The organism is Streptomyces sp. AC602_WCS936, assembly GCF_019049125.1.
Lineage (GTDB): Bacteria > Actinomycetota > Actinomycetes > Streptomycetales > Streptomycetaceae > Streptomyces.
On record NZ_JAGMUF010000054.1, the window covers coordinates 1 to 14,234 of the forward strand.

18 protein-coding genes and 1 pseudogene are annotated in these 14,234 nt (G+C 72.5%); 10 read left to right on the forward strand and 9 right to left on the reverse strand.

Going from position 1 to position 14,234, the window contains the following annotated elements:
• From KUM03_RS17315 to KUM03_RS17325, 3 genes and pseudogenes are all read left to right on the forward strand, one after another.
• A pseudogene (locus tag KUM03_RS17315) lies at positions 1-280 on the forward strand (serine/threonine protein kinase); the annotation flags it as partial.
• 58 nt (positions 281-338) lie between these two features.
• A complete protein-coding gene (locus KUM03_RS17320) occupies positions 339-1,316 on the forward strand; it encodes an LLM class F420-dependent oxidoreductase (protein ID WP_217249677.1) in 978 nt (325 codons plus the stop codon).
• Between the two features lie 110 nt (positions 1,317-1,426).
• Positions 1,427-1,852: an SsgA family sporulation/cell division regulator gene (locus tag KUM03_RS17325; RefSeq protein WP_217249679.1), complete on the forward strand. Its 426-nt coding sequence runs from the start codon at positions 1,427-1,429 to the stop codon at positions 1,850-1,852.
• Positions 1,853-1,862: 10 nt separating this feature from the next.
• Here KUM03_RS17325 and KUM03_RS17330 read toward each other — a convergent pair whose 3' ends face one another.
• A complete protein-coding gene (locus tag KUM03_RS17330) occupies positions 1,863-2,360 on the reverse strand; it encodes a DUF6328 family protein (RefSeq protein WP_217249681.1) in 498 nt (165 codons plus the stop codon).
• A 151-nt stretch (positions 2,361-2,511) separates the two neighbouring features.
• On the opposite strand from KUM03_RS17330, the gene KUM03_RS17335 reads away from it, so the two are divergent.
• Positions 2,512-2,856, forward strand: coding sequence for a hypothetical protein (locus KUM03_RS17335; protein WP_217249683.1), 345 nt, complete (start codon positions 2,512-2,514; stop codon positions 2,854-2,856).
• 16 nt (positions 2,857-2,872) lie between these two features.
• Here the strand turns inward: KUM03_RS17335 and KUM03_RS17340 are convergent, their stop codons facing one another.
• The 5 genes from KUM03_RS17340 to KUM03_RS17360 form a co-directional block, all read right to left on the reverse strand.
• Positions 2,873-3,856, reverse strand: coding sequence for an aldo/keto reductase (locus KUM03_RS17340; protein WP_217249684.1), 984 nt, complete (start codon positions 3,854-3,856; stop codon positions 2,873-2,875).
• A gap of 69 nt (positions 3,857-3,925) precedes the next feature.
• Positions 3,926-5,143: an FAD-dependent monooxygenase gene (locus tag KUM03_RS17345; RefSeq protein ID WP_308406347.1), complete on the reverse strand. Its 1,218-nt coding sequence runs from the start codon at positions 5,141-5,143 to the stop codon at positions 3,926-3,928.
• 122 nt (positions 5,144-5,265) lie between these two features.
• Positions 5,266-5,961: a ribonuclease H gene (locus tag KUM03_RS17350; RefSeq protein ID WP_217249687.1), complete on the reverse strand. Its 696-nt coding sequence runs from the start codon at positions 5,959-5,961 to the stop codon at positions 5,266-5,268.
• Positions 5,962-6,005: 44 nt separating this feature from the next.
• Entirely contained in the window at positions 6,006-6,797 is a 792-nt protein-coding gene (locus KUM03_RS17355; RefSeq protein ID WP_254399478.1) for a VOC family protein, read from the reverse strand.
• A gap of 6 nt (positions 6,798-6,803) precedes the next feature.
• Positions 6,804-7,286, reverse strand: a complete 483-nt coding sequence (locus tag KUM03_RS17360) for a VOC family protein (RefSeq protein ID WP_217249689.1) — start codon at positions 7,284-7,286, stop codon at positions 6,804-6,806.
• A gap of 239 nt (positions 7,287-7,525) precedes the next feature.
• Between KUM03_RS17360 and KUM03_RS17365 the strand changes: the two genes are divergently transcribed.
• Both KUM03_RS17365 and KUM03_RS17370 read left to right on the forward strand, forming a co-directional pair.
• Positions 7,526-8,179: an ATP-dependent Clp protease proteolytic subunit gene (locus KUM03_RS17365; protein ID WP_217249697.1), complete on the forward strand. Its 654-nt coding sequence runs from the start codon at positions 7,526-7,528 to the stop codon at positions 8,177-8,179.
• Position 8,180: 1 nt separating this feature from the next.
• Entirely contained in the window at positions 8,181-8,783 is a 603-nt protein-coding gene (locus tag KUM03_RS17370; RefSeq protein ID WP_217249699.1) for a ClpP family protease, read from the forward strand.
• Positions 8,784-8,832: 49 nt separating this feature from the next.
• Here the strand turns inward: KUM03_RS17370 and KUM03_RS17375 are convergent, their stop codons facing one another.
• Positions 8,833-9,261, reverse strand: coding sequence for a helix-turn-helix domain-containing protein (locus KUM03_RS17375; protein WP_217249700.1), 429 nt, complete (start codon positions 9,259-9,261; stop codon positions 8,833-8,835).
• A 248-nt stretch (positions 9,262-9,509) separates the two neighbouring features.
• Between KUM03_RS17375 and KUM03_RS17380 the strand changes: the two genes are divergently transcribed.
• A complete protein-coding gene (locus KUM03_RS17380) occupies positions 9,510-10,397 on the forward strand; it encodes an RNA polymerase sigma factor SigF (protein ID WP_217249702.1) in 888 nt (295 codons plus the stop codon).
• Between the two features lie 19 nt (positions 10,398-10,416).
• Here KUM03_RS17380 and KUM03_RS17385 read toward each other — a convergent pair whose 3' ends face one another.
• The gene (locus KUM03_RS17385; protein ID WP_217249704.1) at positions 10,417-10,872 is read right to left on the reverse strand and encodes an ATP-binding protein; all 456 of its coding nucleotides are present in this window, start codon (positions 10,870-10,872) and stop codon (positions 10,417-10,419) included.
• A gap of 157 nt (positions 10,873-11,029) precedes the next feature.
• Here KUM03_RS17385 and KUM03_RS17390 point away from each other — a divergent pair, with 157 nt between their 5' ends.
• From KUM03_RS17390 to KUM03_RS17400, 3 genes are all read left to right on the forward strand, one after another.
• The gene (locus KUM03_RS17390) at positions 11,030-11,614 is read left to right on the forward strand and encodes a PRC-barrel domain-containing protein (protein ID WP_217249705.1); all 585 of its coding nucleotides are present in this window, start codon (positions 11,030-11,032) and stop codon (positions 11,612-11,614) included.
• On the forward strand, positions 11,611-12,027 hold the full coding sequence (locus KUM03_RS17395; RefSeq protein WP_217250588.1) for a PRC-barrel domain-containing protein: 417 nt from the start codon (positions 11,611-11,613) through the stop codon (positions 12,025-12,027). Before KUM03_RS17390 ends, KUM03_RS17395 begins: the two co-directional genes overlap by 4 nt.
• A 180-nt stretch (positions 12,028-12,207) precedes the next feature.
• A complete protein-coding gene (locus KUM03_RS17400; RefSeq protein ID WP_217249707.1) occupies positions 12,208-13,491 on the forward strand; it encodes a streptophobe family protein in 1,284 nt (427 codons plus the stop codon).
• Positions 13,492-13,516: 25 nt separating this feature from the next.
• Here KUM03_RS17400 and KUM03_RS17405 read toward each other — a convergent pair whose 3' ends face one another.
• Positions 13,517-13,927 (reverse strand): hypothetical protein, encoded by a 411-nt coding sequence (locus KUM03_RS17405; RefSeq protein WP_217249710.1) that lies wholly within the window; start codon positions 13,925-13,927, stop codon positions 13,517-13,519.
• Positions 13,928-14,234 lie beyond the last annotated feature (307 nt).

Genomic DNA, 14,234 nt, shown 5'->3' on the forward strand with positions numbered 1-14,234 from the left:
CGTGGAGCCCGGGCTCCGGCGGTCGGACGGCGAGTACCGCCGGATCGGCGAGATCCGGGCGACGACGTACCGGGGCCGCGAGGCCGCCGACATGGAGTGGGTCGCCCGGGACGACGGCGACCGGGTGCGCACCTTCGGCCGTGGGTTCCTCCTCGGCGCGGGTCGCAGCTTCTCGCTGCGCTGGACGGCACCGGCGGACGACTGGGAGGCCGCGGCGAACGAGAAGGCGCTCGCCACCGTGCTCGACACGTTCCGCGAGGACGCGGACCGGCGCGCGTGACCGGCGCGCGTGACCGGCGGGGCCGTTTTCGCTCCGTCCGGCCGGGGACTCGCCGGTTATGGTGCAAATCGGATACACGATGATGACCGAGCAGGCCGGCCCCCGTGAGCTCGTCGGCCACCTGGTGCGTGCCGAGGAGGTGGGGTTCGACTTCTCGGTGACCTCGGACCACTACTTCCCGTGGCTGCGCGCGCAGGGCCACTCGCCGTACGCGTGGAGTGTGCTGGGCGCGGCGGCGCAGGCGACCTCCCGCATCCCGATGATGACGTACGTGACGTGTCCGACGTTCCGCTACCACCCGGCGGTGGTGGCGCAGAAGGCGGCGACGGTGCAGTTGCTGTCCGAGGGCCGCTTCCGGCTGGGGCTCGGTTCGGGCGAGAACCTCAACGAGCACGTGGTGGGCGGCGGCTGGCCGTCGGTCGACGTGCGGCACGAGATGCTCCAGGAGGCCGTGGAGATCATCCGGGCGCTGTTCGAGGGCGGCCACGTGAACCACCGGGGCACGCACTTCGACGTGGAGTCGGCCCGGCTGTGGGACGTGCCGGACAGCCCGCCGCCCATCGGCATCGCCGTCTCGGGGGAACGCTCCTGCAAGCTCGCGGGCGAGCACGCCGACCTGGTGATCGCCACCGAGCCGAAGCCGGGGCTGCTGGAGGCCTTCGACCGCCACGGCGGCGGCGGCAAGCCGCGCGTGGGTCAGCTGCCGGTGTCCTTCGACCCCGACCGGGACACGGCGATCAAGCGCGCGCACGCGCAGTTCCGCTGGTTCGGCAGCGGCTGGAAGGTCAACTCGGAACTGCCGCACCCGGATTCCTTCGAGGCGGCCACCCAGTTCGTCACCCCCGACGACGTCGCCGAGTCGATTCCGTGCGGCGACGATCCGGAGGCTTTCGTGGAGGCCGTACGCCCCTACGCCGAGGCCGGGTTCACCGAGATCGCCCTGGTGCAGATCGGCGGCGAGACCCAGCCCGCCTTCCTGGACTGGTCGGAGAAGACCCTGCTGCCCGCGCTGCGGGAGGCGCTGGGCGGCTCCTGAGACACCGGCACGGAAACCGGGTCGCCGACGAATCACCCGTCCGACTGAGCATCTTGCCGACGTGCGGGGTACTAGAGGGCTCTACGTCCGTTCCCCTGGAGGCTGCTGTCGTGAACTCCCTCGTGCGCAAGACGCTGGTCGTGCAGCTCCAGGCGGGCGATGCCGACCGCTGCCCGGTCCTCGCCCACCTCGGCTACGACGCCGCGGACCCGTTCGCGCTGACCGTGGTGTTCAGCCACGACGGCCGTGTGCTCGCCCGGTGGACGCTGGACCGGGAGATGGTGGGCGACGGACTGACCCGTCCGGTCGGCGTGGGCGACGTGCGGCTGCGGCCCGAGTCACGGGGCGTGTGGGACGAGTTGCGCGTCGAACTGCTCGGCGACGCCCGACCGGACGGGGACCGCCACCGCGCCGTCGTGTTCGTGTGGGCGGCGGCGGTCGAGGCCTTCCTGCGCGAGACGTACGACGTGGTCCGGCCCGGGCAGGAGGAAGTGTGCGTCGACGACTTCCTGGCGGAGCTCATGGCCGAGGGCTGACCGTCCGCCGTCAGCGGGACGTGTGGCGGTACCGGGTCCACATCGGTATCCCGAACCAGCACAGCAGGTACCAGAAGACCACGCCGGCCACGAGGTAGGGCACGAAGCCGTCGTGGGTCGCGACGCGCAGGATCAGCAGCAGTGAGCAGGCCGTCGTCGCGAGCAGCAGCACCAGACCGAGAATGGTCAGCCGGGAGGCCCACCGCACCGCCTGCGGCTTCACGCGTCGCCCCGAGACGATGCGGTGCAGGGACACCGGTCCGATCAGGGCACCGGTCGTCACGGCGCCGAGGACGACGGTGATCAGGTAGATCATCTGGTCGGTGTCCGAGAGGTCGTCGTACTTGGGCTGGAACACGACGGTGAGCAGGAAGCCGAAAAGGATCTGCACGCCCATCTGGGCGACGCGGACCTCCTGGATCAGCTCCGTCCACATCCGGTCCGCCCGCTCCTCCTCGCTCTCGTTGCGCCCCCTGCGCCGCACCGGCTGCTCAGCCGCGTCCGTCACGTTTCCTCCCGATGCCGTGGCCTTGAGTTCTCTTCCCTCTTCCCGGGTTCCCCGCGCTCAGGCGCCCTGTCGGCGCGGTGGCGCACTGTTTGAGTGATCGGGAGGCGGTTACACGGGCCGGGAACCACACCGGCCGGAAGGAAGGCGAAGGATGTCCGACACTCAGCTCACCGTGACGCTCAGCGGCGGCGGCGTGGACGACGCGCGGGCGGTCGTGCGCGCACTGGAGGATGTCTTCGGGGCGCCCGACGCCATGCCTGCCGACGACCGGGCGACGGTGCGCACCGCGACCTTCGACGCACCGGACACCGTGGAGGCGGCCACGCCGCCGGAGGCGGGCGCCCCGCTGTCCGCGCCGGTGACGGTCACCGTCCAGGGAACGCCCCAGGCCGTCGAGGCGGCGAGCCGGACCCTGACCCGGGCCTTCAGCACCCGCGACGAGGGCGCGGCCTCCGGCGACCAGGAGCGGGAACGCGAGCTGCTCCTGGTGCCGTGAGTTTCGCCCGTCCCGGCTACCAGCGGCCCTCGACCTGGTCCTTGATCCGGCCGTCGTAGAGGTCACGGATCGCCACGAGGGTCTCCTCGGACAGTTCCGGCAGCCGGGCGGCGTCCGCGTTGGCGCGGGCCTGCTCCGGGGAGCGGGCGCCGGGGATCACGGTGGTCACTCCGGGCTGCTGGACGATCCAGCGCAGCGCGAGCTGGGCCGGGGTGTACCCCTCGGGGGCGAGCGCGGCGAACTCCGCCGCCGCCTGGACGCCGGTGGCGAAGTCGACGCCGGCGAAGGTCTCGCCCTGGTCGAAGGCCTCGCCGTGCCGGTTGAAGTTGCGGTGGTCGTTGGCGGCGAAGACCGTGTCCCGGGTGTACTTGCCGGACAGCAGGCCGGAGGCGAGCGGCACCCGGGCGATGATGCCGACACCGGCCTCGCGGGCGGCCGGCAGGACCTCGCGCAGGGGCTTCATCCGGAACGGGTTGAGGATGATCTGCACGCTGGCCACGTTCGGCCGGGCGATCGCGGTCAGCGCCTCCTCGCAGGTCTCCACGCTGACGCCGTACGCGGCGACGCGCTCCTCCTCGACCAGGGTGTCCAGAGCGTCGAACACCTCGTCGCCGGAGTAGACGGGGGTGGGCGGGCAGTGCAGCTGCACCAGGTCGATGACGTCGACGCCGAGGTTGCGGCGCGAACGGTCGTTCCACTGACGGAAGTTGTCGAGGACGTAGTTCTGCGGGATCTGCTCGACCCGGCGGCCCATCTTGGTGGCGACCAGCACGTGCAGGTCGGGTCGGCCGCGCAGGAACGTGGCGATGGTCTCCTCGCTGCGTCCGTCTCCGTAGACGTCGGCGGTGTCGAAGAAGGTCACCCCGGATTCGGCCGCCGTCTCCAGTACCGTCAGGGCTTCCTTGTCGTCGACGTCTCCCCAGTCGGCGCCGAGTTGCCAGGTGCCGAGGCCGACCACCGAGGCGTGCTGGTGCGACCTGTCGAATGTGCGCTCGTCCATACCCGCCAGTCTGTCATCCGGCGCCCGCCCGCACCGCGTCGGCACGGTGCGGGCGGGCAGGCGGGCAGCTCAGCCGCGGGTGGCGAGGTTCCGCGCCTGCGCCGTCCGCGCGATCACGGGTCCCAGCCTCCGTTTGAGCCGCCGCAGCGCCTGCGAGTGTCCGGCCGCGCGGTCGATCCGGTAGTACAGCCGGGGCGGGACGTACAGCAGCAGGGGCGAGTGCCGCTGGCCGAGCAGCGCGAACATCTCCTGCGGGGGCAGCCCGATGTATCGGGGCAGGTTCTCGTACCACCGGGCGCTGTAGCGGGCCGCGCTCTGCACCGGCAGCAGGGCCGCCTTGCGTTCCCGTTCGTAGCGGGCGAGGGCGTCCGGGAGGGGGACGGGCTCGCGCAGTGCGGAGGCCAGGGCCATGGCGTCCTCCAGGGCGAGCGTCGTTCCGGCGCCGATGGAGTAGTGCGTGGTGTGGGCGGCGTCGCCGAGCAGGACCAGGTTGCCGCGGGCCCAGGTGCGGTTGGTGAGGGTGCGGAAGGTCAGCCACGAGGCGCCGGGGCCGGAAGCGGACCGGCCGGTGAGCGGGTGGCCGTCCAGGACGTCGGCGAACAGTTTCTCCAGCAGGACGAGTCCTTCGGCCTCGTCAGCCCGGTCCAGGCCCAGCCCGGTCCAGGTCTCGGGGGCGCACTCGACGACGCAGGTGCTGCCCTCGGGGCCGTAGCCGTAGCCGTACGCCCAGATCCAGCCGTGCGGGGTGTCGGTGAAGGCGAAGGTGAACGCGTCGAAGACCTTGGTGGTGCCGAGCCAGATGTAGTGGTTGTGCCCGGCCCGGACCTCGGTGCCGAAGTGGCCGGCATACCGGGTGCGCACGGCGCTGCCCACGCCGTCGGCCGCCACGACGAGGTCGGCGCCCGGCAGGCGGTCGGCGCCGACCTCGTGCTCGTGCTCCAGGCGCACGCCGAGCGAGCGGGCGCGGGCGGCGAGGATCTCCAGGAGCCGGTGGCGGCCGATGCCGAAGCCGTCGTCGCCGCGGTGCCGGGCGGTCCGGTCGCCCACGTGGGCGACGCCGTCGCGCCAGCACGCGGAGTGCTCCTCGACGGCGCTTGCGGACTCGGGGTCGTGCTCGTGGAGCCGGTCGAGCAGTCCCCGCCAGTAGGTCACGCCCCAGCCGTAGGTGGAACCCTCGGGGCTGCGCTCGTGGACGGTGATGTCGTGGGACGGGTCCTGAAGCTTCAGCAGGATCGACAGATACAGGCCGGCGGGCCCGCCGCCGACGCAGGCGACCTTCACATTCACCCCTGGAATGCACTCAAAACGGGCATATCGCTACGCAGAGTACAGAGGGGTGGGACGCCGTCGCGTGACCGCGCCCGACGCGGGTCGCGCGCCGGGCGACGGCAGGAAGCGTCGGACAGGCCCTAGCCGGCCGCGGCCGTGCGGCACTCCGGGTGGCCCCAGCCCTGGTCGTTCTTGGCGATGGACTCACCGGCCGCGTACGAACGGCCGCACAGGCAGCGTCCGGGGAACTTCGCCTTGATGGTGCGTGCGGAGGAGCCGCCCTTGCGGGCGGTGGCCGGTCCCCGGCGCGGTGCCTTCTTCGCCGGGACGTCCGGTGCGGGCGGCGGCTCGGGGGAGCCGAGTCCGCTGCCCGCGGGCTCCTGGACGACGGCCGCCTGGCTGGCGGCGCGGTCGGCGAAGTCGTTGAGCCGGTCGCCGTCGACCTGGTGGGCGGGCACGTAGCGGAAGTCGACCGAGCGGCCGTCGAGCAGCTCGTCGATGCGCACGACGAGCTCCTGGTTGGCGACCGGCTTGCCGGCGGCCGTCTTCCAGCCGTTGCGCTTCCAGCCGGGCAGCCAGGTGGTGACGGCCTTCATGGCGTACTGCGAGTCCATGCGGACCTCGAGGGGCACGCCGGGGTCGGTCGAGGCCAGCAGGCGCTCCAGCGCCGTGAGTTCGGCGATGTTGTTGGTGGCCCGGCCCAGCGGCCCGGCCTCCCACCGCACCGGGGTCTCCGACGCGTCCGCCACCACCCAGGCCCAGCCGGCCGGGCCCGGGTTTCCCTTTGAAGCCCCGTCGCACGCGGCCACCACACGTTCAAGCATGCGCCCGATCATGCCATGGGGCGGCGGGGCGTCCGGACCGGGTCACGGGAGGGCGTTCAGGAGACGTCGGTGATCTTCGGCATCTCTCCCTCGGTCCGCGTGATGTCGATCACCGAGAAGTCGGCGCCCTGCGGGTCGCTCAGCGTCGCGTACCGCCCGAAGGGGGTGCTCATCGGCCCGAAGCGGAGGGTGCCGCCGAGTCCGGTGGCGCGGGCCACGGCCGCGTCGCAGTCGGGGACGGTGAAGTAGACGTTGATGTACGACGGCACCTCGGGCGGGAAGTCGTCCGTCACGGCCATGCGGCCGAGCACGGGCTCCTCGCCCAGGTCGAAGAGGCGGAAGTCGACGCCGTCGTCCTCCATCCGCTTCGACCGGTAACCGAAGACCGCGGGGAAGAAGGCGTCCGACCTGCCCGGCTCCCGGGTGAATACCTCGGCCCAGCAGTACGCGCCGGGCTCGGCGACGGCCTCGAATCCCTCGTGGGCGCCGCCCTGCCAGAGGCCGAACACGACGCCGCCCGGGTCGCGGGCCAGGCACATGGTGCCGAAGTCGCCGACCCGCATCGGCTCCATCAGCACCTCGCCGCCCGCCTCACGGACCCGCGCGGCGGTCGCGGTCGCGTCCCGGGAGGCGAAGTAGAGACACCACTGCGACTGGTCCTCCTGACCGGGCACCGGCGGCACCACGGCGGCGACCGCCTTGCCGTCCGCGTAGCACTGGGTGTAGTCGCCGTACTCGGACGACGACACGCCGAAGGTCCAGTCGAGGACCTCACCGTAGAAACGCTTGGCTCCCTCGACGTCGGCGAACATCGCGTCCGCCCAGCAGGGGGTTCCCTCGGGTCGCATGACGGTTCACTCCCCGGCGTACGCCTTCTCCAGTTCGGCGATGTCGAGCTTGCGCATCGACATCATGGCCTGGTTGGCCCGTGCGGCCTTCGCGGGGTCCGGGTCGCGGAACATCTCCTCGAGCCGGCCCGGGACGACCTGCCAGGAGACGCCGAAGCGGTCCTTGACCCAGCCGCAGGGGCCCTCCTCGCCGCCCTCCTCGGTGAGCCTGGCCCAGTAGTGGTCGACCTCCTCCTGGTCGTCGCAGGTGATCTGGAAGGAGATCGCCTCGTTGAAGCGGAACTCCGGGCCGCCGTTGAGGGCGACGAACCGCTGGCCGTTGGCCGTGAAGTCGACGGTGAGCACCGTCCCGGCGGGCTGGTGCGCTCCCTCTGGGTAGCGGGTCACGGCGCCGATGCCGGAGTTCTTGAAGAGGGACACGTAGAAGTCGGCGGCCTCCTCCGCCCGGCCGTCGAACCAGAGACACGTGGTGAATCCGTCGGTGTTCATGAGTACCTCCCGGTCGCGGAACACGGTCACCACTGTCGACCGGCGGGAGCCGGAGAACTCATCGGTCGTGGGCCCCTCGTCTTCGCGGATTGCCCGGCGGATTGCCCGGACGCTCTGCCCGTGGCAGATCTGCCGCGGGCAGAGAAGGGCCTTTCCGGGGCCGCGGCGGGCCAAGAGTGGAGGGAGCGCGGCGCCACCGGCCGCGTACGACTCGCCCGACGACCCGACAAGGAGCACCGATGTCTCCACTCATCTCCGGCCCCGCCCCGGCCGCACTGCCTCGCGCGCAGGAGGGCGACACCCCTCCCTCCCGGTTCGACGACCACCTGGCCGCGCAGCTGCTGGCGCAGCGGATCGTGCTGCTGGGCACCCAGGTCGACGAGGTCTCCGCGAACCGGGTCTGCGCCCAGCTGCTGATCCTCTCGACGGAGGACCCGCGCGCCGACATCACGCTGTGCGTCAACAGCCCGGGAGGGTCCGTGCACGCGGGGCTCGCCATCTACGACACGATGCGGCTGATCCCCAACGACGTCTCCACGCTCGCCATGGGGTTCGCCGCCAGCATGGGGCAGTTCCTGCTGAGCGTCGGGACGGCGGGCAAGCGCTACGCCCTGCCGAACGCGCGCGTGATGATGCACCAGCCGTCGGCGGGCATCGGCGGCACCACCGCCGACATCGAGATCCAGGCCGACAACCTGGAGTTCACCAAGCGGACCATCGAGCGGATCACCGCCGAGCACACCGGGCAGAGCCCGGAGACGATCTCCCGGGACGGCGATCGGGACCGCTGGTTCACGGCCGAGGAGGCCAGGGAGTACGGCATGGTGGACCGGGTCGTCCAGTCCCTCGCGGACGTGCGCCCGGCCGCCCCGCGGCGACGGATGGGGCTGTGACATGGGGAGCTACACGATTCCGAACGTCGTCGAGCGGACCCCGCAGGGTGAGCGGTCCTACGACGTGTTCAGCCGGCTGCTGTCGGAGCGGATCATCTTCCTGGGCACCGAGATCGACGACGGCGTGGCCAACGTCGTCATCGCGCAGCTCCTCCACCTGGAGTCGTCGGCCCCGGAGAGCGAGATCGCGGTCTACATCAACTCCCCCGGCGGCTCGTTCACGTCACTGATGGCGATCTACGACACGATGACGTTCGTCCAGGCGCCGATCTCCACGTTCTGCGTCGGGCAGGCGGCCTCCACGGCTGCCGTGCTGCTGGCCGGCGGTGACCCGGGGCGGCGTTTCGTGCTGGAGCACGCGCGGGTGCTGCTCGGCCAGCCGGCCAGTGGCGGGCGGCAGGGCACGGTCTCCGACCTGGCGCTGCAGGCCAAGGAGATGGTGCGGATCCGCTCGCAGGTCGAGGAGGTGCTGGCCCGGCACACGCGCCACGACGTGTCGACGCTGCGCGCGGACATGGACCGCGACAAGGTGTTCACCGCCGAGGAGGCGGTGGCGTACGGGCTGGCCGACGAGGTGCTCAGCCGGCGGCTGGTGCGGGTGTGAACACCGGGGCGGCGCCTCGCGGTCCGCGGGGCGCCGCTCCTTACGGCGGTCAGGCCGCCAGGCACATCCCGTCGTACCGGGCACCGGACGCACCGGGACCCCGGCCGGCACCGGTGTGCCGGGAGGCGAGGCGGACCAGCTCTCCCTGGGCCCGCGCCAGCAGGTCGCCGAGGCCCAGTCCGAGGGCGCCCGCGGCGGCGGCCAGCACCTCCGAGGAGGCCTCCTTGCGGCCGCGCTCCACTTCGGAGAGGTACGGCATGGAGATGCGGGCGGTCTCCGCGACCTCCTTCAGGGTGCGTTCCTGGGCGAGGCGTTCACGCCGCAGGATGTCGCCGACCAGATCGCGCCACAGGGGCTCCCGGGCGGCGGGTCGCCTTCGCTCCGGGGGCAGGGGCGGGGCGGCGGGGCGGGCTTCCGGGCGGTGGGCCCGGGGTCGCATGGGGATGACGCGGGCTTCGTTCGGCACGTGGCTGGTCACCTCCTCAGCCTAGGAGCCCGGTGGGGCGGCGGAAGGGGGCGGCGTTCAGCCCAGAGGGAAATCCCCGGGTGCCGGTCGCGGTGCGCGGGGCTAGCCTGAGGACTGGACGCATCACTCCGCGAAGGCGCCGCGGCGCCCGCTTTCCGCCACCCGTGAAAACGAGGGGCATGTGCCGCAGCGTCCCGGGTACCCGCTAGCGCGGGAAAAACCTAGGGAGACGCCGAACCGTGACTTTCGTGGGAGAGGTAATGGAGACCGCTGTGACCCGGCCGCAGGCGCAGGTCGTCGAGGAGACCACCGGGAGCGGGACGGGTGACGGATCGCTGCCGGGTGTCGTGGACCCCCGCACCGTGGCTCCGCGTGACGCGCGGCAGTTGTCGCGCCAGTTCTTCCAGCGGCTGTCGGAACTCGAAGAGGGCACGCACGACTACCAGTACGCGCGCAACACGCTGATCGAGATGAACATGTCGCTCGTGCGGTTCGCCGCCGGCCGCTTCCGCGGTCGCGGGAACGACATGGAGGACATCGTCCAGACCGGCATGATCGGCCTGATCAAGGCCATCGACCGGTTCGAGCTGGCGCGCGAGGTGGAGTTCACGTCCTTCGCGCTGCCGTACATCGTCGGCGAGATCAAGCGGTTCTTCCGGGACACCACCTGGGCGGTGCACGTGCCGCGGCGGCTCCAGGAGCTGCGCGTCGAGCTCGCCAAGGCCCGCGAGGAGCTGTCCTCCCGCCTGGACCGCGAGCCCACCGTCGCCGAGCTCGCCACGCTGATGAACATCGGCGAGAACGAGGTGATCGAGGGCCAGATCGCCTCGAACGGCTACAACTCCTCCTCGCTGGACGCGGCACTGACCGGCGACGGGCCCGAGAACGGCGAATCGGTGCTGGCCGACTTCATCGGCGTCGAGGAGGATGGGCTGCGGCTCGTCGAGGACTTCCACTCGCTCGCCCCGCTGATGGCCGAGCTCAGTGAGCGCGACCGGCGGATCATCCACATGCGGTTCGTCGAGGAGGCCACCCAGGTGGAGATCGGCGAACAGCTCGGCTGCTCGCAGATGCACGTGTCCCGGCTGATCAAGCGGATCATCACCCGGCTGCGCGAGGGCATGCTGGGCGAGCTGGGCTGCGCCTGAAACCTGCGCGAGGGAGCGCTCAGGCCTCGGTGAGCGGCACCTGGGCCGTGACCCGCTTGCCGACCGGTACGCGTTCGACGACGACCGCCTCGGCCAGGGCGTGGACGATCTCCAGACCGTGCCGGCCGACGCGCTCGGGATCGCGGGGGTAGCGCTCGGGCACCGCACCGCTGCTGTCGTAGACGGTGACGGCCACCGAGGCGGGTGTGCCCTCCAGCTCCAGGATGTACGGCCCCTTGCTGTGGCGGTCGGCGTTGGTGACCAGCTCGCTCACCACGAGCAGCACCGCGCCGTCGGCCCGCGGGCCTACGGTGGCGCACCACTCGGTCCTGAGCCGGTCGAGGAAGAGCGAGGCGAAGGAACGTGCCTGCGCTATGCACCCCGGTTCACCGGAGTAGTGTGCCGCCCGCCTCAGCGGTTCAACGGGTACGTCGAAACCAGTCGGTATCACTGCCCCGTCCAGGTACTCGGTCATGCGTTTCTCTCTCGGAAGCCGGACTGGCCGGACGCTGCTGCACCTGTCCTCGTACCCCGGGTCCGGCGTCGCAGTCCCCGTGTCCTCGTACTGCGGGCATCGTCACAGTGGCGCGGGGAACCCGAAGGCGCGGGAGAGGGCGCGGGAAGGGTGCGCGATGAACGAACTGATGGCCGCACGAAGCCTCACCACCCGGCCGGTGGTCACCCTCGGCGGCGATGCCGTCGCCCACGTCAAGGACACCGTATGCGACGCCGGCGCGAGCCGGATCACCGGTTTCACCCTGACCGGACGGGGGCTGTTGTCGGGGCCGCTGAAGGAGGGCCTGCCCTGGCCGTCGGTGTACGCGCTGGGGCACGACGCGGTGATGATCCGGGACCGGCGGGGCCTGGTGAGCGCCGCGGCCATGACGGCGCACCAGCAGACGCTGCGGGCCCGGGTGCTGGGGGCGCGGGTCCTCACGGAGGCCGGTGACGAGCTCGGCACCGTGCTCGACGTCGTGGTGGAGGGCGGCGCCGGGGGGCGGATCGTCGGCTTCCGGGTGGCGGCGAGCAGACGGTTCGTTCCGGGGCACACCCGGCACCGGCGGCGGGTGTACGTGCCGCGCGGTGACTCACTCACGGTCGCCGGCCGGTCCCTCGTCCTGCCCGGGGAGGCCGCCCGGCACGTCGCCGACGACCTCTCCGGTCTCACCGCCCTGGTCGGCGGTGTGCCCGGCCGATGGAAGGGCTCCCTGCCGTGATGCTGTTCACCGAGGTGCGGGGACTTCCGGTGACGGTGCCGGACCGGGCCGGACCGCTCGGCACCGTGACGTGCCTGACCGTCGACGTCGCGTCCGGGACGGTGAGCCACGTCCGGCTGCGGCGCGGCCGCTTCCGCGGGGAGACGGCGCTCCCCTGGGACGCGGTGCACGCGATCGGCCCCGGGGGCGTCCGGGTCGGTTCCGCCGACGCGGTGGACACCGCCCCGCCCTGCCACGACCTGCTGCACCGGCGGGTCCTGACCGAGGCCGGCACCGAGCGAGGCACGGTGCTGGACGTGGCCTTCGACACGGAGACGGGGCGCCTCCTCGCGCTCTTCACGACCCGGGGCGAGGTACCGGCCGACCGGCTGCTGGGCCTGGGCGACTACGCCGCCGTCGTCCGGACGGGCTGAACCACCGCGCCGGGTGGCGCGGGCCAGCCGGACCGGCGCGCGTAACCCGTGGGCGCCCGTGCGGGCAGGGCGGTCCGTGGATCGGTCGGCCGGCGGGGCGGTCCGCGCATCCGTGCATCCGGCGGACGCGGACGGTCCTGTCGGCGCGCGCCCGGGGCCGGGGCTGCTTAGCGTGGCAGCGTGAGTTCGCGAACCCCACCCCGCACCTCCGGACCGGCGGTCGCCCGTCACGGCTGGCCGCAGGCACTGGTCACGGTGGTGACCGGGCTGGTCGCCATGTGGGTCGTGGCCGCGCTGGGGCTGTGGGCGGCCGGCGCCGCGGACCTCCCCGACAACGCCTTCCCCCGGGTCGTCACGGCGACCGTCGTCACGGCCGTGGGCGGGGCACTGGAGATGTCCGGCGACGCGGGAGGGTTCGCCGAGACCGACGCGGGCCTGACCGTGCTGCCGCTGTCCGTCACACTGACCGGCGCGCTGGTCGTCGCCCGGGGCTTCCTACGGCCGTTGCGGCACCGGGCGGTCGCCGGTGCGGCGGAGCTGGCCGGCTGGGCCGGACGGATCGCCGTCCTGTGGCTGCTCGCCCTGCTGGGGCTGGCCTTCGCCGCCCGCCAGACCTTCGAGGTGTCCCTCGGCGAGGGCATTCTCGACGACCTCGGTGACCTCTTCGGGATCGCTCCGCGGGTCGGCTTCACCACGGACGTGCCGCTGACCGTCCTCTTCGGGCTGCTGTGGCTGGCCGGCGTGCTCGTGCTCGCCCTGCTCGTCTCGCGCGGGGCGCCGCTGCCCGGACGGCTGCTGCGCCTGCACACCTCGGTGCGGCCGGCGGCGTACGCGATGGTCGCGCTGCTGCTCGCGTACGTCGTCGTCGGCGCCGTGGTGGGGCTGGTCGTCGCCGGCACGCGGGGGCACCCGGCGGACACCTTCGCGGTCCTGCTGCTCGGACTGCCGAACCTGGCGTGGCTCGCGCTCACGGTCGGCCTCGGTGCCACGTGGGACGGGCGCGTGGAAGGGCCGTTCGGGCTGCCGATGCCGCACGTGCTGGACGAGGTGCTGCGCACGCCGGACGTCTCCGCCCTGAACCTGGGGACGCTCACCGAGCACGACGGGCGGTGGTGGTGGCTGCTGGTCGTCGCGGCGGTCCTGCTCCTGGCGGCCGGATTCGTCCTCGCGTCCCGCTCCCCGGCCGGGATGCCCGCCTGGCTGCACGCCGTGCACATGGCCGTCGCGCTGGCGCTCACGGTTCTCATGATCGGCCTGGTCGGCCGGATCTCCGCGCACTACGGCCTGTCGGTGCTCGGCGTCGGCGACCTCGGCGGCGGGCTGTCCGGGCAGCTGTTCCTGCGCCCCCGGCTGTGGGCCGCGGTCGGTCTCGCCCTGGCGTGGGGACTGGTCACCGGATTCGCCGGGGCGCTGCTCGCGCGGTGGGCGGTCCGGCGGCGCGACGGGGTTCCGGCGGGACCCTAGGACGGACGTTCCGGGCGCGGGCGGCTCAGGCGACGGGGACGACGAGGGGCGGAGCGGCCCGCTGCATGCGCAGGGCGTCCACGGACTCGGCCATCAGCTCGTACTCGGTGGTGTCGTCGCTGGTGGCGATGCGCACCAGGCGCCCGGCGGCCAGCTCGTCGGCGACCAGCTCCTGCTGGACGTCGTCGGCGCACCAGGTGCGCAGCACGCGCGGCACGTCGGGTGCGTCGTCGGCGACCGGAGTCAGGGCGCCGCGCGGTAAGTGGGGGGTGTCGGGCTGCGGGTCGAGCCGCTGGGCGATCCAGGAGGCCCGGTCGCGCAGCCACCACAGGGCGAGGGCGAGGGTGGGGGCCCGGTAGGTCCCGAGCGGTACTCCGATGCGCCGGCCGTCACAGACACCGTAGGCGGTGACATGGCACAGGAACTCGTCGTGCACTGCTCCCCTCCCCCGTCGCGCAGTCCGCCTGCCGGTCGGGCGTGACGTCCGTGCGGCTCGTGTGCTGTGCGTGAGGGCGCCGTCGCGTGCTGTGAGACGCCCTGTAGGTGAGTATGTTCACTACTGAACCACTGTCACCATGAATTTCCGGCCAGTCTCCTGGCATATTCACGGCCGCTGGTGGCCGAAACAGCGCGTCGCGGGGTGTGGGCAGGGCGGCGGTACCGGAGGGCCCCGGTCCGGACATGCCGAGGATCCCGGAGGCGGGCCGCCGCCTCCGGGATCACGTCCGTTTTTCCGTGCCGCT